This is a genomic window from Agromyces sp. NPDC056965, assembly GCF_042673425.1.
In the GTDB taxonomy this organism is placed as follows: domain Bacteria; phylum Actinomycetota; class Actinomycetes; order Actinomycetales; family Microbacteriaceae; genus Agromyces.
The window spans coordinates 26,359-49,098 of record NZ_JBHURI010000015.1; the positions used below are offsets into that span (position 1 = coordinate 26,359).

Sequence of the window (22,740 nt, forward strand, 5' to 3'; positions counted from 1 at the left end):
CGGCGGTGGAGGACGCCAGCCCGACGCACCTCCGTCGAGTAGGCTTTGGTTCCGTGCAGATTCGTGAACTGAGCATTCCTGACAGCTACGAGATCACGCCGCGACAGTTTCCCGATGATCGTGGGGTTTTCCTCGAGTGGTACCGTTTCGATCGGTTGGCGGAAGTCGTCGGGCATCCGCTCGACCTCGCCCAAGGGAACAGCTCGGTCTCGAAGCGCGGCGTCGTGCGCGGCATCCATTTCGCGGATGTGCCGCCGAGCCAAGCGAAGTACGTCACTGCAACGCATGGTGCGGTGCTTGATTTCGTCGTCGATATCCGGGTGGGATCTCCGACCTTCGGACAGTGGGACTCGGTGCTCCTCGACGATGTCGATCGGCGCGCGATCTACATCGCCGAGGGTCTCGGGCACTGCTTCGTCGCGCTGAGCGACAACGCCACTGTCAGCTACCTCGTGACGTCGACGTTCAACGCCGAACGTGAGCACGGAATCGACCCCACCGATCCCGAGATCGGCCTCGTCTTCCCCGATTCCGCCGGCGACGTCCTCCTCTCTCCGAAGGACACCGCAGCGCCGAGTCTCGCCGAAGCGAAGGCGGCCGGCCTCCTGCCCACGTGGAGCGCGGCGCGTGCGTATTACGAGGAACTCAACGGAAAGGCCTGACATGCGCGGAATCATCCTGGCCGGCGGGTCTGGTACTCGACTCTGGCCGATCACCAAGGGCATCTCGAAGCAGCTGATGCCGATCTACGACAAGCCCATGGTCTACTACCCGCTCTCGACGCTCATGATGGCCGGGATCAACGAGATCCTCGTCATCACGACACCCGAATACAACGAACAGTTCCGCGCACTGCTCGGCGACGGTTCGACGCTCGGGATCCGGCTCGAATACGCAGTGCAACCGAGTCCTGACGGACTCGCGCAAGCGTTCATCATCGGTGAAGAGTTCATCGGAGACGAGTCGGTCGCGCTGGTCCTCGGTGACAACATCTTCCATGGAACCGGGCTCGGGTCCGCGCTACGCAGGAACAACGACATCGATGGTGCACTCATCTTCGCGTACCAGGTGAGCGACGCGACCGCATACGGCGTCGTGGAGTTCGACGACGACTTCACCGCCCTCTCCATCGAGGAGAAGCCGGTCAATCCCAAGAGCAACTTCGCAGTTCCAGGGTTGTACTTCTACGACAACGACGTCGTCCGCATCGCGAAGACCATCGAACCGAGCGCCCGTGGCGAGCTCGAGATCTCGACGGTCAACGAGCGGTACCTCGAGGCCGGCAAGCTCAGCGTTCAGGTCTTGGATCGCGGCACCGCATGGCTGGACACCGGAACGTTCGAGTCGATGATGCAAGCCTCCGAGTACGTGCGCGTGATCGAGGACAGGCAAGGCTTCAAGATCGGCTGCATCGAGGAAATCGCGTGGCGAGCGGGCTGGATCGATGATGAGCAGTTGGCAGCGCTGGCGTCCCCCCTCGTCAAGAGCGGTTACGGCGCATACCTGCGTTCGCTGCTTGCGCAGAAGTCCTCGTAGACCAGTTCAACGAATTGACGCGGGTCAGCGGCCCGCTCGACGAACCGCCATCGTCGAGCGGAGCCGTAGTCCAGTCAGGAGCACGAGCCGGACTGGCCCGTTCACCGCGCCGGGGTACTTCTTCTGAATGAAGCGCTCAGCACTCTGGTGGTGTGCTCGAACCATCGCCGCAGACTCGCCGGCCGTGGAATGACCTCCGGTGTGCGTCACCTGCGCTGCGGGGGTGAACCGGTTCCGCCAACCTGCCCGACCCAGGCGATAACCGAGGTCGACGTCTTCGAAGTACATGAAGAATCCCTCGTCGAAGCCGTCGACCATTTCGAATGCGGCACGACGCACGAGTACGCAGGCGCCGGACAGCCACCCGGCATCGCGCTCGACGGTCGAAGTCGCCGATGCGTGATACCGCCGCGTCCAGGGGTTCGACGGCCACACCCTCGAGAACAGGGCATGCCCTGACCCGACGCGGAGTCCGGGCACGACTCGGGCCGATGGGTACACGCTGCCGTCATCGTTGAGGACGAGGGGGCCGACCGCACCGATATCGTCGGATTCCCGTCCGACACGGATCATCCGATCGATCGCTCCCGAGTGGAACACGACATCGGGGTTCGTGATCATCACCCATTCGATCTCCGGCGGAAGGTCGTGGACGACGGCATTGATGGCGCCGCCGTACCCGAGGTTCGACGTCATCGGCGAGTAGAGACCTCCTGCTGCCGTGACGACCTGCTGCGTGCTGCCCGCGCCGGGGAGGTTGTCTGCGACGACGACGAGGGGAGGAACGGATGCCGCGTCGGGCAGGCTGCGCAGCATCGACGCAAGCTCGGCCTCTGAGCGATAGCTCACCGATACGACGGCGATGGTCGGCTGCATCGCCCCGCTCATGTGGCTACCGGCGTCACGCTGCCGGCCGCCGCGAACTGCACGACGCCCGCGCCGAACGGGTCGTCGGCGAAATCGAGGAGACCTGCAGGCTCGAGCAGCGCGAGCGGTTCACCGGCGGCGTCGGTGGCGCCGGCGCTCAGCACCAGGCGACTGAGGCCGAAGTTGGTGGAGGGGATCGAGAACTGCACGTCGTAGCGGCCGGGACTCGTGGGAAGCTCGATCCCGAGCCCCTCGGTGTTGAGCCGGTAGATCGCCTGTCCGAGGGTCGACTGAAGGGTGAATCCGGTGATCCAGGCGGTCGGCTCGACCACTTCGGCGTGGATGGTCACCAGCAATCCGGTGCCGCGTTCGATCGGGGTGGAGGGCAACGGGTTGCCAGCAGCGTCCGTCACGGACACCGACGCGATCTCCACGGCCCGGCGTTGCGGATCGCCCGGGTCGTTCTCATGGCCCGCGATCCGATCACGCTCGTAGCCGTCGCGCAGTACGCGGATACCTTCGCCGACGTCGCCGTCGTGCATCACCTGGCCGCCATCGAGCACAACGGCGCGAGTGCAGACGTCGGCCACCTGTTCTGAGGAGTGGCTCACGAGCACGATCGTGCGCCCCTCCTGTTGAAACTGACGGATCTTGTTCATGCACTTCAGCTGGAAGGGCTCGTCGCCGACTGCGAGGACCTCGTCAACCAGCAACAGGTCGGGATCCGAGTGCACGGCAACTGCGAACGCCAGGCGAACGTACATGCCCGAGGAATAGAACTTGACTTGCGAGTCGATGAACTCACCGATCCCCGAGAACTCGACGATCTCGTCGAAGACGGCGTCGGTGTCTGCCGTCGACATGCCCAGGAGTGCGGCGTTGAGGTAGACATTGTCCCTGCCCGACAGGTCCGGATGGAAGCCGGCACCGAGTTCGAGGAGAGCCGCGACGCGGCCGCGACGGAATACAGCTCCATCGCTCGCCTCGATGATGCCGCCGATCACTTTGAGAAGCGTGCTCTTGCCGGAACCGTTGTGGCCGATGAGGCCGACGGTCTCGCCGAGTCCGATTTCGAGGTTGACATCCTGAAGCGCGAAGAACTCCGAACGCGATTTGGAGCGCGCCTTCCAATAGAGCACGCGATCCTTCAACGACTTGTCCTTGTGGAGGACGAAGCGCTTCGAGACGCGGTCGACGCGGACGAGTGGCTCTGCCATGGTCGTGCTGCTCACAGTTCCTGCGCGAAGTTGCTTTGAAGTCGGGAGAAGATGCGCTGCCCGATGAGCAGCAGAATTCCGCAGATGACGATCGCCACGAGCATGCGCAACCAGAGGAGATCGGGCCAGTACTGCGCGGGGTCTTCGCTCCCCGACATCCACATGGCCTTCTGCATGCCGAGGACGCCGAGCGTGACCGGATTCGCGAGGTAGAGCTCTTCGAGCACCGTTCCGCCGATCGCAGAGTGAACAAAGCCCATCGAGTAGACGATCGGCGACGCCCAGAAGAGAACCAGGAGCAGGATCTCGATGAGGTGCTGGACATCGCGGAGGTAGACGTTCAACGCGGAGAGCACGAGCGCAAGCGCGGTGGCGAAGATGAGGATGAGTGCGATGCTGAGCGGCAGGTAGACGAGGTCCGCGTGCAGTGGCGCCTGGCCGAGCACGACAGTCGCGACCACGAGGATCACGAACTGGACGACGAAGTTGAATCCCGAGGCGCCGACCGCCGCCAGCGGGAATATCTCGCGTGGTACGTAGACCTTCTTGACGAGCCCTGCATTGTTCACGATGGAGTTGGTGCCGGCGGTGATGATCTCGCTGTAGAGGCTCCAGGCGGTCAACCCGGTGAACACGAAGATGGCGAAGTCCGGAATCGACCGCGCGGCCCCCAGGAACTGCCCGATCGCCACGTAGTAGATGAGGAGCTGCGCAAGTGGTCGCATCAGGGACCACACGATGCCGAGGCTGCTGTTCTTGTATTTCGCCCGCACCTCGCGGCTGACGAGCCGGCCGAGCAGCTCCCGGTGGCCGAGGACCTCCACCAGCGATTGCCAGGTTCCTCGTCCGAGCGAAGAGTCGCGGCCGATGCGTCGCAGCGGTTCGTCAACCACCCGGGTGCCGGAGGCTCCGCTGGGTTCAGGCATATGAAGTACTTCCAGTCTGTGGGTGTCAGACGATCTTACCGACTGTCGATCTCATGTTCGCTCGCCGTGGCGGTGACGAACCGTGTCCCTCTGTCCAAGTTCGCCGCTCAGGGCATAACCTGAAACGCGACAGTCTCTGGCAGTTGCAGGGCGGGGGATCGACCGGGGGGTATCGATGTTGAACGCATGGAGGCGGGGGCGCGTTCTCGTCGTCATTCTGGCGCTCGTCGCTGCGGTTCTCGCTCCCATCGGGGTCGGCGCAGATCGAGCACAGGCCGTTACTGCCGCGGACTGGGATCCCGGCTACATCATCAGCGACGCGAACTTCTACAACGGTTCCGCGATGTCCGAAGCCGAGATTCAACGGTTCCTCGAAGCGCGAGTTGGCACATGTCTGAACTCGAACTGTTTGGCGGTGTACCGAGCGGACACACCGACGAGGACCTGGTCCTTCGGTACCTGCGGCACCTATCACGGCGGTGCGGCCGAGTCGGCCGCACGCATCATCTTCAAAGTGCAGCAGGCCTGCAATCTCAGCGCCAAAGTGATCCTGGTCACGCTGCAGAAGGAACAGAGCCTCGTTTCGGACCGTGCACCGAGCGACGGCGTCATGCGCAAGGCCATGGGATACGGGTGCCCGGACACGGCCTCGTGCGATTCCACCTACTACGGGTTCTTCAACCAGATCTTCGCAGCGGGGCGTCAGCTCACGTGGTACGGCAATCCAGCGGGATCCTTCACCTCGATCCGCGTCGGGGAGTACAACGCGATCCGGTATCACCCGAATGCCGGGTGCGGTTCCCGCAGCGTGCTCGTACGAAATCGGGCGACGGCGGCGCTGTATTACTACACGCCATATACTCCGAACGCCGCCGCGCTCGCGAACCTCGGCGGTCTCGGCGATGCATGCAGCGCGTACGGGAACCGCAACTTCTGGATGTTCTACATCAACTGGTTCGGTCCGACAGTCGGCCCGGACGGCCGGATGGCCATCTCATCGGAGTACGCCGCGCAGGGCGGACCGACCGGACATCTCGGCCAGCCGATCACGGAAGTCCTGACGATCTCCGAGAATGGCGGCGGCCTCGGCCAGGCGTTCCAGTACGGCTCGATCTACTGGACTGCTTCGACCGGTGCGTTGACGCTGCGCGCGGGAGCGATCCGGGATTACTACTTCAGGTTCGGCGGAGCAGCCGGCCCGATCGGTTGGCCCGTGTTGAATCAACAGCCCATCTCGGAGAACGGCGGTGGGCTGGGGCAGCTGTTCACCGGCGGCTCCGTGTACTCCTCGCAAGCGGGGACGTTCCTCGTGAAGGCGCCGATGCGTGACGGCTACTTCGAGCAGAACGGTGCTGCCGGCCCGCTCGGTTGGCCTGTGGCGGACCAGGATTGCGGGCTCCCAGGGGGCGCGTGCATCCAGCGATTCGCGGGCGGCGACGTGTATTGGACGCAGGCCGGTGGGGCGCACGCGACGTGGGGGGCGATCCGGACGGCCTACGCCGCCGCTGGCGGATTCGGCAGCTGGGGCTCCCCGACGAGCGCGCTCGTGAACCTGGCGGGTGGTGCCGGCGTCGGGCAGGCGTTCACGAAGGGGTCTGCGTTCGCACTCGGGTCGACGGCGTACTTCGTCGAGGGTGCGATACGTGACCTCTACTTCACGAACGGCGGAGCCACCGGGCGCCTCGGGTTCCCGACCGGCCCGGCTTCGTGCGGGGCCGATGGGACCTGCTCGCAGGACTTCCAATTCGGGGTGATCATGGATCCGTCGAACGGGGCCGCGAGGGTCGCTGCGCCGGACATCGAAGCCGCGCATGGCATTCTCGGAGGGGCCTCGGGCGTTCTGGGACCGGTATCGGGTCCGCTCGTCTACTACCCCTATGGGGGTGGCGGCCTCGCTCAGGGGTATGCATCCGGTGCGATCTTCCGGAAGTACGGCGGCGGTGCGTTCGCCGTCTACGGCGTAGTCCGAGACGCCTACTTCGCGAACGCAGGCGCAGCCGGTCGGTTCGGCTGGCCGACGAGCAGTCTCACCTGCGGATCTCCGGGAGGGTCCTGCAGGCAGGAGTTTGAGGGTGCGACGGTCCACTGGACCGCGGCAACCGGTGCGTTCGGTGTCAGCGGAGTGATCCGAGATGCGTACGACCGGGCCGGCGGACCTGGCGCTGCGTGGGGTTGGCCGACGACGCATACGATTCCTCTTCCCGGCGGTACCGGTCAGGCCTTCACCTCCGGGTCGGCGTACGCGACCTCGGCAGGCCAGGGCTACTTCGTATCCGGCGCGATTCGAGGGATCTACTTCGGTTACGGCGGTGCCACCGGGGCGCTCGGCTACCCGACCGCCGATGCGACGTGCGGGCAACCCGGCAATGGCTGCGTCCAGCCGTTCCAGCAGGGTTCCATCTACGCGTGGGAGGCGACGGGCGCGCAGGCCGTCCTCCATCCGTTCCTCGAGCCCTATACGTCGGCGGGTGGGCCCGCGGGGTCGTGGGGACTTCCGACGACGCCAGCGGTCGCCTTGCCCTACGGCGGAGGGGGAACGGGACAGGCGTTTCAGAACGCTTCGATCTACAACTCGACGCAGACTGGTACTCATGCCGTGACCGGTGCGATTCGCGTGCAGTACTTCGCGCTCGCCGGCGCGGCCGGGGCGCTGGGCTACCCGACGGGCGACGCGGTGTGCGGTGCCACCGGCTGTTCCCAGTCCTTCCAGGGAGGCGTGCTCCGGACGAACGCCGCAGGCGATCCGGTTCGGTGACGGTTCGCGCGAGCGGTGTTGCTACGCTTGGGCGGTTGCGTCGGACGGCGTACATCCGGATCGCGCACACGTGAGCAAAATGAGAATCGCAGTCATCAACAACTTCTACCCGCCTCGGCCCGGCGGTTCCGCCCACCTCGCCCAGCACTTGGCGCGTGCCTACGCCGCGGCAGGGCACGAAGTCCTCGTGCTCACCGCGACGTACGGTGATGCGCCCCTGGACGAGGTCAGCCAAGGCGTGCGGATCATCCGCCTTCCCGCATGGACGCTGCCGAAGACGCGCTTCGCGGCGAACTTCGATATCGGCTTCACCTCGTCGCCGAAGGCGAAGGCACGCGTATTCGCCCTGCTGGACGAGTTCGGACCTGACGTCGTCCATCAGCACGGCCAATTCTTCGATCTGACATGGCTGTCAGGCTGGTGGGCGCGGAAACGTGGTGTTCCCACGCTCCTCAGCATTCATACTCGCCTCGAAAGCCCATTGAGTCGATTCAATTCATTCGTCTACGCCATGGCGGACCGGATGCTGGTTGTTCCGATGATGCGTGTGCACAGGCCGAAGCTGGTCGTGATGGACATCCTCATGGATCGGTACATCGACAAGCGGTATCGACGAGTGATCAGCGGCAAAGTGGCGATCCCGGTCGGCATCGACCCAGAGGTGCTTCGAGGTGGTTCAGCCGAGGTCGCCCACCGCAAGCTCGGTTTCGACGACCGTCCGATCATCCTCTCGATCGGTCACGTGATCCCGCAGCGGAGCCGTCTCGCACTGGTTCGGGCACTCCCGCAGATCCTCTCGCGTGTGCCCGACGCCGCCGTCGTCGTGATCGGCGGTGTCTACCACGAGGAGTTCCTCGAAGTCGCCGAGCAACTCGGCGTGCGGGATGCTGTGATCGCTCTCGGGGCTCAGCCGCAGTCGGCGATCCCGGACTTCCTCGCGGCAGCCGATGTCGAAACACACGAACTTGAGGGCGGCGGCTTCGGTACGGCGAGCTTGGAGGCCTTGGCCGTCGGGATCCCGGTCGTGGCGGCGATCGAGCCCGACAACTTCCTCGATATCCTGGTCGAGGACGGTCGCGAGCTGTACATCACGCCCCCAGTCGACGAACACGACCCGAAGGCGGATCCGGACGCACTCGCGGAGGTGCTGATCGGAATTCTGCAGGCTCCCGACGCCGCGCGAGCGGCGGTCGGCGCGAATGCGATGCGCCTGATCGACGAGCATTTCACCATCGAGGCCGTGGCCCATCGCCATCTGCAGGTTCTTTCCGAATTGGCTGCGGAAGGCGCCAGCCGGTCTTCGGTCACCGGGTCGTAGCGCGCGCAGGATTGCCGAGCACTTGCGCGCCGGCGTCGACGGGGCGGAACACGACGCTTCCGATTCCGATGCGCGCACCGGCGCCCACTGTGACGCGGTCGATGAGGGTGGCTCCTGGGCCGATCCAGACATCGTCGCCGATCTCAGTGCTGCCCGCGAGAACAGCGCCCGCTGCAACGAACACGCGCTCTCCGAGCTGGCTGCCGTGGGCGATCATGACGTTGCAATCCAGGCGGGAATCAGCGCCCACTATCGTGTGCCGGCGTTCGAAGCCGCGCCCGACGACGGTCAACGAGCCGACCTCGGCTCGAGTCCCGATTCTCGTCTCACCGTCATGGACGACGGAGAGCACTCCTCGCGAGGTGCGCTTGTGTTCGAACCCGCTCGTACCGATCACTGCCCCAGCACGAATCACGGCGCCAACGCCGATGCGCGCGGAAGCGAGGATGGTCGCGTTCGCCTCGATCACGGCGTCAGCCTCGATCCGCACACCGAACGGGGCGACGTGCGCTGAGGGGTGGACTCGTGCATCGGGGGAGACGATCGTCGGTGCAGAGTCTGACGGATTTCGCTCCGCGATGGCGTTGTGCAGAGAGTAGAAGTGCCAGCGAGGATCATCGACCACGATCACGCTCACTCCGTCCCGTAGAGCATTGCCCGTCGCCTCGGCGAGGTCAGGGCTCACGAGCAGCACTGAGAGGGATGGGTTCGCTGCGGCGTCGCCGATGAACCGGGCATCGTCGAGGAAACTGAGAATCGAGTGGCCACGGTCGTTCCCCGCAAGATCCAGTGCTTGGACCGAGAAGGTCGTCTCGATGCGCGTTCCGGTGGCGGACTCGAGGTCCTGCTCATTGATCACCGTCTGATTCTAGATCCAGCGTGTGAGCAGCTCAGTCTCGACCCTCCCGCGGCAGGTATTCTGTTCAGACACCCCGGCGGGCGACCACGACCGTGCCAGGGATTCCGACCAACCAGGAGGACGTCTGTGCTCAACACCACGGATCTGAAGACACTGATCGACAATGCACTCGGCGGCCCGACCGCGAGCGGCAGTCCGTCGGAGCGTGACTGGGATTCGCTCGATCAGCTGGAGATCACCACGCACCTTCACGATGAACTGGGCGATAAGGTGAACGAGATCGACGCACTCAACTCCTTCGAGACCTTCGACCAGCTCGTCGCTATCCTGCGGGCCGAGGGCTTCGTTGAGTAAGCGTTGGGTCTACGGCCCGACCAAAGCGCTCGGGAGTGTCGAGATCGACGTCTCTACCCTGTTGGAGGCGCATGGGCCAGTGAAGCCTGGATTTCTGGACAAGACCGGGTTCGAGCAACTGTTCGCAACCGCCGATGGTGAGACGTCCGTCGATCTCGCCGTCACGGCCGCGGTCGCGCTGGATGACACATGGTGGCGCGACAAGATCGACGGGCTCATCCATGTGTCGTCGACGGGCAGTCTCATCGCTCCCGGGAACGCTCACCTCCTGCACGAGAGGCTCGGGCTTCCGCGCGACATCTTCCTCCTCGACATCAATGACGCGTGCACCGGATTCGTCCGTGCTCTGGTCGTCGCCGACGCACTGATCGAGTCGGGTGTCGTGAGTTCGGTGCTGGTCATCGCCGCCGATACGTACACCAAGCTCTACGACGAGTCGGAGCTGAAGGTCTCCCCGCTGTTCTCCGATGGCGCGAGCGCCGTGATCGTCAGCGGCTCGCCGCTGACAGACGTACCGGCTGACATCGCCGCAAGTGTCTGGGAGATCGTTGCCTCGGCCTTCCGTTCCGAAGGTGACAAGGCATCTGAGCTCTGCATCACCAGCACGACCGACCGCGACTCGGGACATCTGACGATGAACGGTGGCGCTGTCTTCAACTTCGTTCTTCGGAACATCAACTCCGTGCTCAGCGACCTCGGACGCGACGCGAAGCTCGTCGACGGCGTTCCGATCGACTGGTACGTCCACCAAGGCTCTCGGACCGTCGTCAACGCTGCTGAGAAGGCGCTCGGCGCGGAGCGGGACAGCCTCTTCCGCGCTGGCGGGTACGGCAACGTCGTCCAGAGTTCGCTGCCCTTCCAGCTCGCCGACGATCCTTCCGAGCAGGAGCTCATCGGGTTGCTGGGCTTCGGCGTCGGTCTCACGATGGCGGGCGTGCTCGTTCGGCAGTCGGCAGTCTGAGCAAGTCTTTCGAACACGACTCGAGGTCCCGGCTTGCGCTGCAGCGGGACCTCGAGTCGGTCAGGCGATCCGACTGATGGAGTTCGCTTCGTCGAAACGGGTGACCAGGTCGACGAGCGGGGTGTCGAACTTGAGGTCCCGGCGGCTCGACTCGAGGATCAGGTCGTCCAGGAAAGTGGCGGCGCCGGCCCCGGAATGCACGAAACCCTCCGCATCGCGCTCGTCGACTCGACGGATGTCGCCGCCGTGGAAGTTCCGCAACGCGTTGTAGCTGGCAGCCGAGCCGCTGTTCAGGGCGACGTGGATGGGGTGGAGGTCCACGATGGTGATCTCTTCGTCGCCATGCCGATTGCGTAGGAAGGCGCTGCCGTCCCATCGAGGTTGACGAGCGAAGAACTCGAGATCGTCCTCCCAGACATAGGGCACCCGCGCCAGCGATCGTCCGTGGTCGAGCGGCAGCTCCGTCGGAGACACATCGATGAGGTCGCGGAGGTACAGGCTCGTGTCGAGTCGGATTGGGCTCGTGTCGACGACGGTTTGGAGGATCGGTGTGGACTGCACGAGGCAGTGCGTACGCATGGTGCGGGCTTCAGGCACGATACGCATGCACTCCGCAACGACCGCCGCCGGGTCGGCGCCGTGGCTCGAACCCGGCTGGAAGTTCGGGTGCACACCGAGATCGACGAGTTCGGGGTAGCTCCGCAGGTCGGTGAGCACCTCGGTCTCATGGGTGATGAACCAGGTCGAGCGGATGCCACCGTCCACGAGGGTCGAGAGCAGGCGACGCATCGCCCAGTCGGGAGCCCAATCGACGTCGATGGTGACGAACACGTCGTGCACGGGGTGGCTCCTTCCGCCCGTCCCGCGGAGGGGTCTGCCAAGTGAGCGAGAGGACCTCGATAGGATAGCCGAATCAAGCTGTGGAATCAGAATGCGACCCGCGGCACGCTAGGATCACTCTCCGATGCCCGAGTCACCTGCCACAGCGCCTTCCCTTCGTGAGCGATACACCGCGTTCGTCCAACCGACCGACCGGGGACTGCCGAACGCACGGGTGGTACTCATTCCTCTCGCCGTCCTGCTCGGTCTGCTCGTGACGCTCGTGGCCCTCGGCCTGACCGGCTCGAGCTCCGGCATACTGCACCAGTTCGTGGCGTCAGGTCCCGACGACCGTCTGGTGGCGGGTGAGCCGCAAGCGATCCGCAGCGACGAATGGTTCGTGCAGTCGTCTTGGGCGGTTTCGCAGGTGGAACAGGGGTTGCCCGCACGAAACGAGAGTTTCCCGGGCGGTATGGACGCCACCGTGCAGCACGATCTTCCGGCGCTCGATTGGTCCCTCGTCCTCAGACCGCACCTTTGGGGTTTCGCCTTCCTCCCGCTCGACAACGCGATGGCGCTCAAATGGTGGTTCCCAGCGGTGAGCATGATCGCGGCGTGCTATCTCTTCGCCGTCACGATGTTGCCGCGCAGACCATTCGCAGCGGCCGCAATCGCGGTTGCCTTCTTCTTCGCGCCCTTCTTCCAATGGTGGTTCCTCTCGATCACGTTCTATGCCCCGGCATGGGCGTTCCTCCTCATGGCGGCGATAGTCTGGATTCTCCGGGGAACGTCCCGACGGAGCGAGTGGATACTCGCCTGCTTGCTCGGCTACGGCGTCGCCGTGGTCGGCACGACGATCTACGCCCCGTTCATCATTGCGGCGACCTGGCCCGCCGTTGCTTTCGCGATCGGATACACGCTGACGCGGGATTCGAGTCCGCTGATCGGCCTCTGGCCACGATTGAAGCGTCTCAGATGGTTGCTGCTCGGCACTCTCGCCGGGGTCGCCGTACTCGCCGTCTGGGTGATCACACGGTGGTCGACCATCGAGTCGTTCACCTCGACCGTCTACCCGGGGGAGCGCCTGCAACTCGTCGGACAGTCCGGTCGGGCCGACTTGTTCTCCATTCTCGCGGGCGTGTTCTCGCCCGGTCTCGAGGACGCGAACGGCCTCCCACTCGGCATGAACGCCTCGGAGGCATCCACGTATCTGCTCGTCGGCGCGTTCCTCGCGCTCCCGCTCGCGTGGCTCCTGGTGCGGACTTGTCGTTCCAGTCCGAGACAGGTCGACTGGCTGATCGTGGCGCTGCTCGGTCTGGGCGCACTGTTCCTCGCGTACCTGTTCGTGCCCGGATGGGATGCGCTGGCCCACCTCCTGCTGCTCGACCGGACCACGACCGGCCGACTGCGCATGGGGCTCGGCGTGCTGGCGCTCGTCATGACGATCGTGCTCGCGAACAGGTTGGATCGCAGTCATCCGACGGCCCCTGAGCGAGTGCCGGTGTGGGTTCCCCTTGTGACGACCGGCCTCGCGGCCCTGGTCAATGGAGCGCTCGCGGTGTGGTTGCTGCGAATGAACTCCCCGATCATGTCCGATCTCGTCTGGGTCCCTGTACTTGCGGCATTCCTCGCTGCGGTCTGGTTCTTCAGCTCGGGACGGGCCACCGCCGGTGCGACCGCGTTTCTGATCGCTTCCGTGCTCGCCGGCGCGATGGTGAACCCGCTGTACCGAGGTGTCTACGACCTCAACGAGACCGAGTTGGTCAGCGAGATGAAGCGAGTCAACGAGGATGGGGCGACATGGGTCGGAATCGGCGACTCGCCGATCGCGACGGTGGCCCTCGTCGAATCGGGCTTGCGGTCGTTCAACGGGTTCCAGAGCTCGCCGTCAGAGGAGATGTGGAACGAGATCGATCCCTCGGGTTCGGCGGAGCTCACCTGGAATCGCCTGGCGAATGTGTCTTGGGAGCCGGGCGATGGAGCTCCGAACCCGACGAATCCGGCGCCCGACCAGATCCGTCTCACGTTCGATTCGTGCGACTCGTTCGCTCAGGAGAATGTCGACTTCGTGCTGTCCGAACGACCCCTCGAGCAGGACTGCGTCGACCTGGTGGATACTGTCCGGCAGGGACCAGCCGAGTTCCGCATCTACGAGGTTGAACCGCGGAGCTGACGCAGAGATCCAGCCGGGTCGATCGAGGATCGGCCCGGTCGGACGCGGTTCAGCACAAGACCCTCGGGTTCGCACTCGAGTCGGCACCGAGCGGGGCTCCTTGCGAGCTCAGGTCTCGAGGCCGGCCGTCTTCGTGAGCGAGCGCGCGATTTCCAGCGAGGCCGTTGCGGCCGGCGACGGGGCGTTCAGTACATGTACCTGGTGCGGCGCCCGCTGGATGAGGAAATCGTCGACGAGGGATCCGTCCCTGGCGATCGCCTGGGCGCGCACGCCTGCGCCTGCGCGGACGATGTCGTCGCGTGCGATCGCCGGAACCAGGCGCGCGAGACTCTTCGCGAATGCACGCTGTGAGAAGGATCGCCAGACCTCGTTGATGCCGAGAGGGATATTGCGGGAGGCCATCTTGACGAAACCGGGGTAGGTGAGGTCGCCGGCGGCCTCTCGCACGCGGATATCGCGCCAGGAGTACCCCTCGCGCGCCAGCGCCGTCACCGCGTTCGGTCCGGCGTGCACCGAACCGTCGATCATCCGGGTCAGGTGGACGCCGAGGAAGGGAAGGGAAGGGTCGGGCACGGGGTAGATGAGGCCCCGGACGAGATCTCGCTTCGCTTCCGCCAACTCGTAGTACTCGCCGCGAAACGGGATGATCCGGGCGGCCGGCGTGAGACCCGCCATTCGAGCAATGCGGTCGCTGTGCAACCCGGCGCAATTGATGAGGAGATCTGCCTCGACCACGCCACGATCATGGATCACCTCGACACCGCTTCCGGTCACTCGGACATCCTGAACGGGGGTGGAGAGCAGCATCTCAGCGCCGGCCTCGCGAGCGAGTTCCGACAGCTTCACGGACACGGCTGCGTAGTCGATGATTCCTGTCGTCTCGACCCGCAGCGCTGCGACGCAGGCGACGTTCGGCTCATATGCTCGAGCATCGGATGCGGAGAGGAGCGCGACCGGAACGCCGTTGGCGAGCGCTCGTTCGTGGAGGGCGTTCAAACGAGGGAGCTCATCGTCGTCGACTGCGACGATCAGCTTGCCGCAGATCTCGAACGGGATGCCGTGCTCTTCTGCGAACGCGGCCATCGAACGATTGCCGGCTGTGCACATCGTTGCTTTGAGAGATCCGGGCTTGTAGTACGGGCCGGCATGGATGACGCCCGAGTTGTGGCCCGTCTGGTGAGCAGCCCAGTGATCTTCCTTCTCGAGCACGGTCACCCGGTGCCCGAGCCGTGCCGCCCGCTCGGCAACGGCGAGACCGACGATTCCGCCGCCGATCACGGCGACATGCTGTTGATTCACTTGGGGTTGCTCCTCTGTCGTGGACGCACGCAGTAGGCCGGTCCGACGTTCGATACTATTGCTTCGTACCTGCGCGGAAGTCCCCGCGCGCTCCAATCGATCGCGAGGAATCCCTTTGACAGACGTCGTGGCACTTGGCCAACCCACCGTCGGCGAAGAGGAGATCGAGGCCATCAGGGCGGTCTTCGCCTCCGGGTGGTTGTCGGGAGCGGGGCCGACTTGCCAGGCGCTCGAGTCGCGGTTCGCCGCCGATGTCGCCGGCACGGCACACGCGCTCGCAACGAGCAACTGCGGTTCCGCCCTTCACCTCGGACTGAAAGTCCTCGGGGCAGAGCCCGGCGACGAGGTGATCGTCGGCGACTACACCTTCCCGGCGACGGGGCATTCCGTTGCCTGGACCGGTGCCACGCCGGTGTTCGCCGACATCCGGCCAGATATTTGGAGCGCGGACCCGGCGGCCGTGGAGGCCGCGATCACGCCGCGAACGGTGGGGATCCTGGCTGTCGACGTCTTCGGCCAGCCGGCGGACTACGACGAACTTCGACAGATCGCCGACCGGCATGGGCTCTGGCTCATGGAGGATGCGGCGTGCTCTGCCGGTGCGACCTACAAGGGCAGGCCCGCCGGCAGCCTCGCCGACGTGGCCACCTTCAGTTTCCATGGCCGCAAGGGAATCACCGCGGGTGAAGGCGGGGCGCTCACCACCGACGACCCCGAACTGGCCGCTCATGCGAGGAAGCTCCACACGTACGGCATCGCGCCTGCGATCTCGCGCGAGGGCATGACCGATCTACCGATTCCGGAGTTCGACGAACTCGGATACAACTATCGGCTCTCCGATGTCGCTGCCGGCATCATGCTGGCTCAGCTCGATCGACTTCCGACGCTTCTGGCGAATCGTCGCCGCGCCGCGAACTGGTACGCGGAGCTCCTCGCGGACGTCGAGCAGGTCGCCGCTCCGGTCGCCCTGGATGATCGCGAGCACCCCTGGCAGTCGTATGTCGTGACGCTCGCCCCCGAAGTCGATCGGGGCGCGGTCGCGACCTACCTCAGGCAGCACGGCATCCAGTGCAATTTCGGAACGTATGCTTCGCACCTGCAGCCGATCTACAGCTTCTCGGGCAGTCTTCCCGTGTCGGCAGACCTGTTCCGCCGTCACCTCGCCATCCCGATGCACGCGAACCTGACCCAGCCCGAAGTGGAGCGGGTCGTCGCAACGCTCGAGGATGCCATCGCGGCCTCGCGCTGAAGTCGCACGACCCACAAACATGATCGAAACGAAAGCAAAGGGAACATCCGTGACTGAAAAGAACGTGCTCGTCGTCGGCGGTGCAGGATTCATCGGCCTCCACGTCGTAGATCTGCTGCTCGAAGAGGGGTGGAACGTCCGCATCTTCGACAACATGGTGCGGGGCGACCGAGACCGGTCGAACGAGTTGGTGAAGACCGGGCGCGTGAGCGTGATCGACCAGGACACTCGGAACGGTGCGGCCGTCTATTCGGCGATGAAGGGGTTCGACTATGTGATCCACCTCGCCGCAGACTCGATCAACAAGAGCGTCGCCGACCCGTACTCATCCATCGATATCAACATGGTCGGCTCGCACAACGTTTTCGCTGCGGCCGCAGACCTGGGTGTCAAGCGAATCGTCGCCGCCTCGAGCGCTTCGGTCTACGGCGATCCCGAGAAGCTGCCGATGCACGAGGACGACAAGCTCAACCCGCTCACCCCCTACTGCATCGGCAAGCGCACCGATGAGGACCTGCTCGGCTACTACGGTCGCAGCAAGGACCTCCCGTGGATCGCACTCCGCTTCTTCAACGTCTACGGCGAGGGCCAGAAGACCACGGCCTACTACACCTCGGTCATCAACCACTTCGTGAATCGCCTGAAGAACGGTGAGCCGCCGGTCATCGACGGCGAGGGCAAGCAGTCGATGGACTTCATCCATGTCAAGGACATTGCGCGCGCTGTCGTGCTCTCGCTCACGTCCGAGCAGTCGAAGATGCCCATCAACGTCGGTACCGGCATCGACACGACGGTTGCGGAGCTGGCGGAGATTCTCATCGACGCGGTCGGTGTCGACGTCGAAGCCCAGTTCAACGCGCGGCCCGTGCTCGTCACACGCCGCGCTGCCGACGTCGAACGAGCACGAACCGTGCTCGGCTTCGAGGCCAGCATTCCTGTCCGCGAGGGCATGACCGCGCTCGTTCAGAACTCCTGACGATGTCGAGCGGGCTCCCCGAGAATCCGTACAACGCCAACGCGTGGATCATCGGCGAGCCCGAAATCGGCGAGGGCACGTGGATCGGAGCATTCACACTCATCGACGGGTCGGGAGGGCTCACGATCGGTGCAGGCTGCGACGTCTCCTCCGGAGTGCACATCTATTCGCACTCGAGTGCGATGCGTTGCGTCAGCGGCCGCCGATACCCCGACGTCGATCGCGCCCGGGTGACCATCGGTGATCGGGTGTTCATCGGAGCCAACGCCGTGATCAACATGGGTGTCACGATCGGTGACGAGTCGATCATCGGCGCCGGGGCGGTCGTCACCAGCGACGTGCCTCCTCGCAGCGTGGCCGTGGGTGTTCCTGCCCGCGTCATCGCACGCGTCGATCTGAGCGATCCGGCGCGTCCGAGGACCGTGGCCCTCTAACCCGGTGTTCTGACACGGACAGCGTGGCGGGGCGGGATCCGACAGTTTCGGATACCCACCCCGCCACGATCGTGTACGGCTAGTTGCCCTGTGCTGCGTTCCGCTTCAGCGTCTCGACCACGCGGTGCGCAGGAATCAGTGAACGACGTTCGGCGTCGGCGTCGGCGACGCCCTCGATCAGTTGGACGAAGTGCTCGAGCTGAGCCGCCAGCGGTTCACGCGCAGTCACGAGCTCAGGGATCTCGATCACCGTCTGCTGGCGGTACCCGCGTCCTTCGGTGTCCGCAGCCTGGTCGGAGACGTGGCGATAGACGGTGACGTCGCGCCGGAGCAGGTCGACCTCGATGAGTTTGTCGAGATCGTGGATGCTCATGGTACGGATCTTGCGCTGTCCGACGCGGCTTGCCGAGATGTGGGCGACACGGCCGCCATCGAAGGCGAGGACCGCTTCCGCGACGTCCTCCGCCCCTGGAGCGGAGAGCGGGTGGAACTGGCCGAGGACCCCTGCGACGCTCGACGGTTCACCGCCGAGAATCGTCGTCGCCAGATCGACGTCATGGACCAGGAGGTCCCAGCTCACTCCCGTTCGGATGCGGGGGGCGTAGGGTGAGTGTCTCGTCGCGGTGACGAACTTGGGATCCTCGATCAGGGCGCGGGCCGTGACCACGGCTGGGTTGTACCGTTCGAGGAGGCCACACATCATCGGCACGCCGTTGGCTTCTGAGAGTTCGATGACGGCGAGCGTCTTCTCGAGACTGTCGGCGACGGGCTTCTCGATGAGCATCGGCTTGCCGGCGTCGAGGACCGTCCGAGCCAGCTCGAAGTGGGCTTCGGTCGAAGCTGCGATGACGACGGCATCGACGTCGTCGAGACTCGCCACCTCGGGAGACCACGTGGCGTCGAAGCGGTCGGCGAGTGCTCGCCCGACGTCTTCACGCCCATCGATGACTGTTGTGAGCGTCGCCACAGATGACTGGGCGATGACCCTCGCGTGCAGCGAACCCATCGTTCCAGCACCGATGAGCATGATTCGAGGCTGCGCCATGGCGACCATCACTCTCCGCCGACGATCGATGCGACAGCATCGATGATTCGATCGAGGTCGTCGCGTGTGAGGTGCGGATGAACGGGCAGCGAGACCACCTCGCGCACGACGCACTCGGCGACCGGATACTCCTCGATGACGACGTCAGTGCGACCTCGATATGGTTCGTAGTCGAACACGAGCTTCGGGTAGTACACGCCGGCGGAGACTCCGGCCTCGATCAGCTTCTCGACGAACTCCTCGCGGGAGACGCCCGCTTCGGGGGTGACGCGGACCGTGTACTGGTGCCAGACATGTCGTCTGCCTTCGAGCTGCGTCGGCACCACGATGCCGCGAACCTGTTCGAGGCCCTCGCTCAGGTACGAGGCGTTCCGCTGACGAGCTTCGACCACTGCGTCGTAGCCGTCGAGTTGGGGTAGTCCGACCGCGGCCTGCAGATCCGTGAGTCGCCAGTTGTGTCCTGGCATCTCGTACTGATAGCGCGCACGCATGCCCTGATTCCGAAGCACTCGCAATCGATCGGCGAGATCGTCGTCGTCAGTGGTGATCATGCCACCCTCGCCGGTCGTGATGTTCTTCGTCGCATAGAACGAGAACGATCCGAGACCGAAGCTGCCTGCGTGCCTTCCATCGATCGTCGAACCGTGCGACTGCGCTGAGTCCTCGACGATGGCGAGTCCTCGGTCCGCGGCGAGCGGCTGGATCGCTCGCATGTCCGCGATCTGACCGTAGAGGTGCACTGGCATGAGGACCTTGGTCCTCTCAGTGATCGCGGTCGCGAGCGTCGAGGCCGTCACGTTGAAATCATCCTCGGAGATGTCTGCGAAGCGCGCGGTCGCGCCCGCTTCCAGGATGGCGTTCAACGTCGCCACGAAAGTGAAGGGACTCGTGACCACCTCGTCGCCGGGCTCGAGATCGAGTGCGGCGAGCGATGCGACGAGGGATGTGGTGCCGTTGTTCACGGCGATGGCGTGCTTCACGCCGACCATCTCGGCGAAGCGTTCCTCGAATTGCTTGACGAGTGGCCCCTGCGCGATATTCCCGGAACGGAGCACTTCGAGTACGAGTCGCTCAGCGTCCTCACCGAATTCGACGACGGTAATCGGTATCATGAAACCTGCTTCAGTCACGGGCGTCCGGAAACGACGCTCCCACGACCACCCATCCTAAAGCGACACGGGCACTCTTGTCCGACACGACCCGTAGCGTCGCGAGGTCCGCGCACGACGGCAGAGAGTTCATGAACAGAATCAAGGCGATCGCCCCGCGCGCGCTCAACGTGCTCAGATACGTGCTCGTGGCCGTCGTGGTCGCGTTCGCGGTGTACTACCTCGTCGTGCAATGGCCCGCCATCGAGGCGGCCATGGTCCTCATCTCGTGGCAGTCGGCAGCACTGTCGTTCCTGCTGGTGCTCGTCGGCCTCGGCTTCGGGACGCTCAGCTGGGTCGCGGTACTGAACGGCCTCGGCCCACGCGTTCCCGTGCTTCGCGCCGCACAGGTCCTCCTCGTCGGTCAGCTCGGCAAGTACGTCCCTGGATCGGTGTGGTCCTACGTGATGCAGATGGAACTCGGGCGCCAGTACGGCATCCTCCGTCCTCGCGTGCTGGTGACCGCGCTGTACTCCGCGGGTATCGGAGTCGTCTCGTCTCTCCTGATCGGGGCGCTCGCCCTTCCCGTCGTCGTGCAGGGGCACACCGAGCTCCTCTGGCTGTTCCTCCTGCTTCCCGTCGGGCTGGCCTGTCTGCACCCGCGGGTGATGACCTTCCTCGCCTCCTTCGTGCTGAAGCTCTTCCGTCGGCCTCCGCTCGAGCACGAGGTGACGTTCCTCGTCGTCGGCAAGGCAGTCGGGTGGTCGTTGCTCTCGTACGTCGCATACGGCCTGCACCTCTGGCTTCTCGTGAATTCGCTCGTCGACCCCGACATCGGCACCCTCGTGCTTCTGACCGGGGCCGTGTCCCTCGGATTCACCGTCGGTCTCATCGCGTTCATCTTCCCCTCGGGGCTCGGCGTGCGAGAGGCGATCCTCATCGGCGCGATGACCCTGTTGCTGACCGTCCCGCAGGCGACGGCCGTGAGTCTCATTTCGCGTGCGATGTTCACGGCGGCCGATCTGCTCGCCGCAGGAATCGCGATCCTCTTCGTGGTGATCTGGCGCCGGCGCCTTGCGAACGAGACGATGGCGTACCTCCGCGAGGAAGTCCACTACGAGCACTCGCAGGACTCTGGTCACTCCCGACCTGTGGCGGCGCGAGAGGACGACCATGAATGAGATCCACCCCACCGCGATGATCACGGGCGAAGTCGTGCTCGGTGAGGGGAACACCATCGGCCCGCACGTCGTGATCTACGGTCCTGCAGAGATCGGCGACGGCAACTGGATCGGTGCAGGTGTGGTCATCGGCGCTCCACCCGAGGTGCGCTCGTTCGAGCATCCACGAGTCGATGGGGCGGCCCGCGGCGCCGGTGTGCGCATCGGTGACCGGAACGTGATCCGAGAGTATGCGCAGATCCACCAGGGGTGGAAGCGGGCCACCGTCATCGGCGATGACGCGTTCATCATGAATCAGGTCTACATCGCGCACGACTGCCGGCTCGGCGATGAGGTCACACTTGCGTCGAGCGTGCTTCTGGCAGGCCATGTACGCATTTCGAGCGGAGCGAACCTGGGTCTCGGCTCCACGGTTCACCAGGGAAGATACGTCGGTCATGGAGCGATGGTCGGCATGAGCTCAGTCGTGACGCGGGACATCCCTCCGTTCGCGAAGGCGTACGGAAGCCCTGCGCGGGTGGCCTCGGCGAACTCGGTGGGCATGCGTCGTCAGGGCATCGTCGACGACGTGATCGACTCTCTCGAGCGGCTCTATGAGTCCGGCGACGGCGATCCCGAGTTGTCGGGGTTCGCCCAGTCAGGGCTCGACGACGCGGTCGCCCAGTGGCGAGCCCGAGTCGACACGCCGTGATGACGGATCGCGTCGTCGCGCCGGCGATCTCCGTCGCGCTCTGCACGCACAACGGCGAGCGTTTCCTCGAGGCGCAGGTCCGGAGCATCCTCACCCAGTCCGTCGCACCGACCGAGATCATCGTCTCCGACGACGCGTCGAGCGACTCCACGGTCGCCCTCATCGAGCGGCTGGCGATGGAAAGCGGGTCGATCACCATCCGCGTGCTGCGGAACTCGGTGCCGCTCGGGGTCGCCGCGAACTTCGAACAGGCGATCGCCGCAGCATCCGGCGATCTCATCGCCCTCTGCGATCAGGACGATGTCTGGCACCATCGGAAGATCGAGCGGATGATCGCTGCTCTGAGCGCTCGCCCAGGACTGATGCTCATCGGTACCGACGCCCGAATCGTCGACGAAGTCGGCCGCCCTGACGGATCGACTCTCTTCGAGACTCTCGGCGTCGATGCAGCGGAGCGCGCACGCATGCACGCCGGTGACGGACTTCGAGTGCTCCTGCGGCGCAACATCGTCACCGGGGCGACAGTGGTGCTTCGCCGCGAGCTCGTGGCGCTCGCGGAACCGTTTCCGCACGGTTGGGTGCACGACGAGTGGCTTGCCATCATTGCGGCGGCGACCGCCGAGATCGACCTCATCGAAGAGCCGCTCATCGACTACCGCCAACACGACGCCAATCAGATCGGGGCGACCTCGCTCACCTGGCGGGGTCGCATCGATCGCCTGCGGACTCCGCGGGCGGACCGGAATGCGCGACTCCTCGCCCGTGCGACGGCATTGGCCGATCGGATGCCCCTGCTCTCGCCGCCAGCGAGCGATGAGGCGCTTCGGGGAGCGGCGGAGAAACTCGCGCACGAGCAAGTGCGGAGCGCCCTCCCTGCACGCCGCCGCAAGCGAATCAAGTCGATCGTTCGAGAGTGGCGCACTGGACGGTACTCGACCTGCGGTCTCGGCGTCCAAGATGTCGTGCGCGACCTGGTGCAGCCGGCAGGATGA

Annotated in this window: 20 protein-coding genes and 1 pseudogene; 13 read left to right on the plus strand and 8 right to left on the minus strand. The window is 64.9% G+C overall.

The features are described 5' to 3' along the window. The first annotated feature begins 53 nt into the window (after window positions 1-53). Window positions 54-662: a dTDP-4-dehydrorhamnose 3,5-epimerase family protein gene (locus tag ACFTQE_RS05710; RefSeq protein WP_376924150.1), complete on the plus strand. Its 609-nt coding sequence runs from the start codon at window positions 54-56 to the stop codon at window positions 660-662. A 1-nt stretch (window position 663) separates the two neighbouring features. Then, window positions 664-1,536 carry a glucose-1-phosphate thymidylyltransferase RfbA gene (rfbA, locus tag ACFTQE_RS05715; RefSeq protein WP_376924151.1) on the plus strand — a complete coding sequence of 291 codons (873 nt, stop codon included), beginning with the start codon at window positions 664-666 and terminating at the stop codon, window positions 1,534-1,536. 24 nt (window positions 1,537-1,560) lie between these two features. Here the strand turns inward: rfbA and ACFTQE_RS05720 are convergent, their stop codons facing one another. From ACFTQE_RS05720 to ACFTQE_RS05730, 3 genes are read right to left on the minus strand one after another with little or no spacing between them, the layout of a single operon-like run. Next, window positions 1,561-2,412 carry a glycosyltransferase gene (locus ACFTQE_RS05720; RefSeq protein ID WP_376924152.1) on the minus strand — a complete coding sequence of 284 codons (852 nt, stop codon included), beginning with the start codon at window positions 2,410-2,412 and terminating at the stop codon, window positions 1,561-1,563. Window positions 2,413-2,420: 8 nt separating this feature from the next. Then, window positions 2,421-3,620 (minus strand): polysaccharide ABC transporter ATP-binding protein, encoded by a 1,200-nt coding sequence (locus ACFTQE_RS05725; protein ID WP_376924153.1) that lies wholly within the window; start codon window positions 3,618-3,620, stop codon window positions 2,421-2,423. 11 nt (window positions 3,621-3,631) lie between these two features. After that, the gene (locus ACFTQE_RS05730; RefSeq protein WP_376924154.1) at window positions 3,632-4,444 is read right to left on the minus strand and encodes an ABC transporter permease; all 813 of its coding nucleotides are present in this window, start codon (window positions 4,442-4,444) and stop codon (window positions 3,632-3,634) included. A 277-nt stretch (window positions 4,445-4,721) separates the two neighbouring features. On the opposite strand from ACFTQE_RS05730, the gene ACFTQE_RS05735 reads away from it, so the two are divergent. Then, entirely contained in the window at window positions 4,722-7,301 is a 2,580-nt protein-coding gene (locus ACFTQE_RS05735; RefSeq protein WP_376924155.1) for an LGFP repeat-containing protein, read from the plus strand. Between the two features lie 79 nt (window positions 7,302-7,380). Further along, window positions 7,381-8,619: a glycosyltransferase family 4 protein gene (locus ACFTQE_RS05740; protein ID WP_376924156.1), complete on the plus strand. Its 1,239-nt coding sequence runs from the start codon at window positions 7,381-7,383 to the stop codon at window positions 8,617-8,619. Here the strand turns inward: ACFTQE_RS05740 and ACFTQE_RS05745 are convergent. Next, window positions 8,606-9,478, minus strand: a complete 873-nt coding sequence (locus ACFTQE_RS05745) for a hypothetical protein (RefSeq protein ID WP_376924157.1) — start codon at window positions 9,476-9,478, stop codon at window positions 8,606-8,608. The two genes, ACFTQE_RS05740 and ACFTQE_RS05745, sit on opposite strands and share 14 nt — an antisense overlap. Window positions 9,479-9,604: 126 nt before the next feature. Here ACFTQE_RS05745 and ACFTQE_RS05750 point away from each other — a divergent pair, with 126 nt between their 5' ends. Both ACFTQE_RS05750 and ACFTQE_RS05755 read left to right on the plus strand, forming a co-directional pair. Further along, entirely contained in the window at window positions 9,605-9,832 is a 228-nt protein-coding gene (locus ACFTQE_RS05750; RefSeq protein WP_376924158.1) for a hypothetical protein, read from the plus strand. Then, window positions 9,825-10,793, plus strand: coding sequence for a 3-oxoacyl-ACP synthase III family protein (locus tag ACFTQE_RS05755; protein ID WP_376924159.1), 969 nt, complete (start codon window positions 9,825-9,827; stop codon window positions 10,791-10,793). Before ACFTQE_RS05750 ends, ACFTQE_RS05755 begins: the two co-directional genes overlap by 8 nt. Before the next feature lie 60 nt (window positions 10,794-10,853). On the opposite strand, the gene ACFTQE_RS05760 is transcribed toward ACFTQE_RS05755, so the two are convergent. Beyond that, a complete protein-coding gene (locus tag ACFTQE_RS05760) occupies window positions 10,854-11,633 on the minus strand; it encodes a hypothetical protein (RefSeq protein WP_376924160.1) in 780 nt (259 codons plus the stop codon). A 214-nt stretch (window positions 11,634-11,847) separates the two neighbouring features. On the opposite strand from ACFTQE_RS05760, the gene ACFTQE_RS05765 reads away from it, so the two are divergent. Further along, window positions 11,848-13,785: a hypothetical protein gene (locus ACFTQE_RS05765; RefSeq protein ID WP_376924161.1), complete on the plus strand. Its 1,938-nt coding sequence runs from the start codon at window positions 11,848-11,850 to the stop codon at window positions 13,783-13,785. A 108-nt stretch (window positions 13,786-13,893) separates the two neighbouring features. Here ACFTQE_RS05765 and lhgO read toward each other — a convergent pair whose 3' ends face one another. Beyond that, on the minus strand, window positions 13,894-15,084 hold the full coding sequence (gene lhgO, locus ACFTQE_RS05770; RefSeq protein WP_376924162.1) for an L-2-hydroxyglutarate oxidase: 1,191 nt from the start codon (window positions 15,082-15,084) through the stop codon (window positions 13,894-13,896). Between the two features lie 127 nt (window positions 15,085-15,211). On the opposite strand from lhgO, the gene ACFTQE_RS05775 reads away from it, so the two are divergent. The 3 genes and pseudogenes from ACFTQE_RS05775 to ACFTQE_RS05785 form a co-directional block, all read left to right on the plus strand. Further along, the gene (locus tag ACFTQE_RS05775; protein WP_376924181.1) at window positions 15,212-16,333 is read left to right on the plus strand and encodes a DegT/DnrJ/EryC1/StrS family aminotransferase; all 1,122 of its coding nucleotides are present in this window, start codon (window positions 15,212-15,214) and stop codon (window positions 16,331-16,333) included. A 49-nt stretch (window positions 16,334-16,382) separates the two neighbouring features. Further along, on the plus strand, window positions 16,383-17,309 hold the full coding sequence (locus tag ACFTQE_RS05780) for an NAD-dependent epimerase/dehydratase family protein (RefSeq protein WP_376924163.1): 927 nt from the start codon (window positions 16,383-16,385) through the stop codon (window positions 17,307-17,309). Window positions 17,310-17,539: 230 nt separating this feature from the next. After that, a pseudogene (locus ACFTQE_RS05785) lies at window positions 17,540-17,743 on the plus strand (DapH/DapD/GlmU-related protein); the annotation flags it as partial. 79 nt (window positions 17,744-17,822) lie between these two features. On the opposite strand, the gene ACFTQE_RS05790 reads toward ACFTQE_RS05785, so the two are convergent. Continuing rightward, window positions 17,823-18,797, minus strand: coding sequence for a Gfo/Idh/MocA family protein (locus ACFTQE_RS05790; protein ID WP_376924164.1), 975 nt, complete (start codon window positions 18,795-18,797; stop codon window positions 17,823-17,825). Next, entirely contained in the window at window positions 18,797-19,900 is a 1,104-nt protein-coding gene (locus tag ACFTQE_RS05795) for a DegT/DnrJ/EryC1/StrS family aminotransferase (RefSeq protein WP_376924165.1), read from the minus strand. Before ACFTQE_RS05795 ends, ACFTQE_RS05790 begins: the two co-directional genes overlap by 1 nt. A gap of 128 nt (window positions 19,901-20,028) precedes the next feature. On the opposite strand from ACFTQE_RS05795, the gene ACFTQE_RS05800 reads away from it, so the two are divergent. From ACFTQE_RS05800 to ACFTQE_RS05810, 3 genes are all read left to right on the plus strand, one after another. After that, the gene (locus ACFTQE_RS05800; protein WP_376924166.1) at window positions 20,029-21,057 is read left to right on the plus strand and encodes a lysylphosphatidylglycerol synthase domain-containing protein; all 1,029 of its coding nucleotides are present in this window, start codon (window positions 20,029-20,031) and stop codon (window positions 21,055-21,057) included. Between the two features lie 121 nt (window positions 21,058-21,178). After that, window positions 21,179-21,748 carry an acyl-ACP--UDP-N- acetylglucosamine O-acyltransferase gene (locus tag ACFTQE_RS05805; protein ID WP_376924167.1) on the plus strand — a complete coding sequence of 190 codons (570 nt, stop codon included), beginning with the start codon at window positions 21,179-21,181 and terminating at the stop codon, window positions 21,746-21,748. Beyond that, window positions 21,748-22,740: a glycosyltransferase family 2 protein gene (locus tag ACFTQE_RS05810; protein WP_376924168.1), complete on the plus strand. Its 993-nt coding sequence runs from the start codon at window positions 21,748-21,750 to the stop codon at window positions 22,738-22,740. Before ACFTQE_RS05805 ends, ACFTQE_RS05810 begins: the two co-directional genes overlap by 1 nt.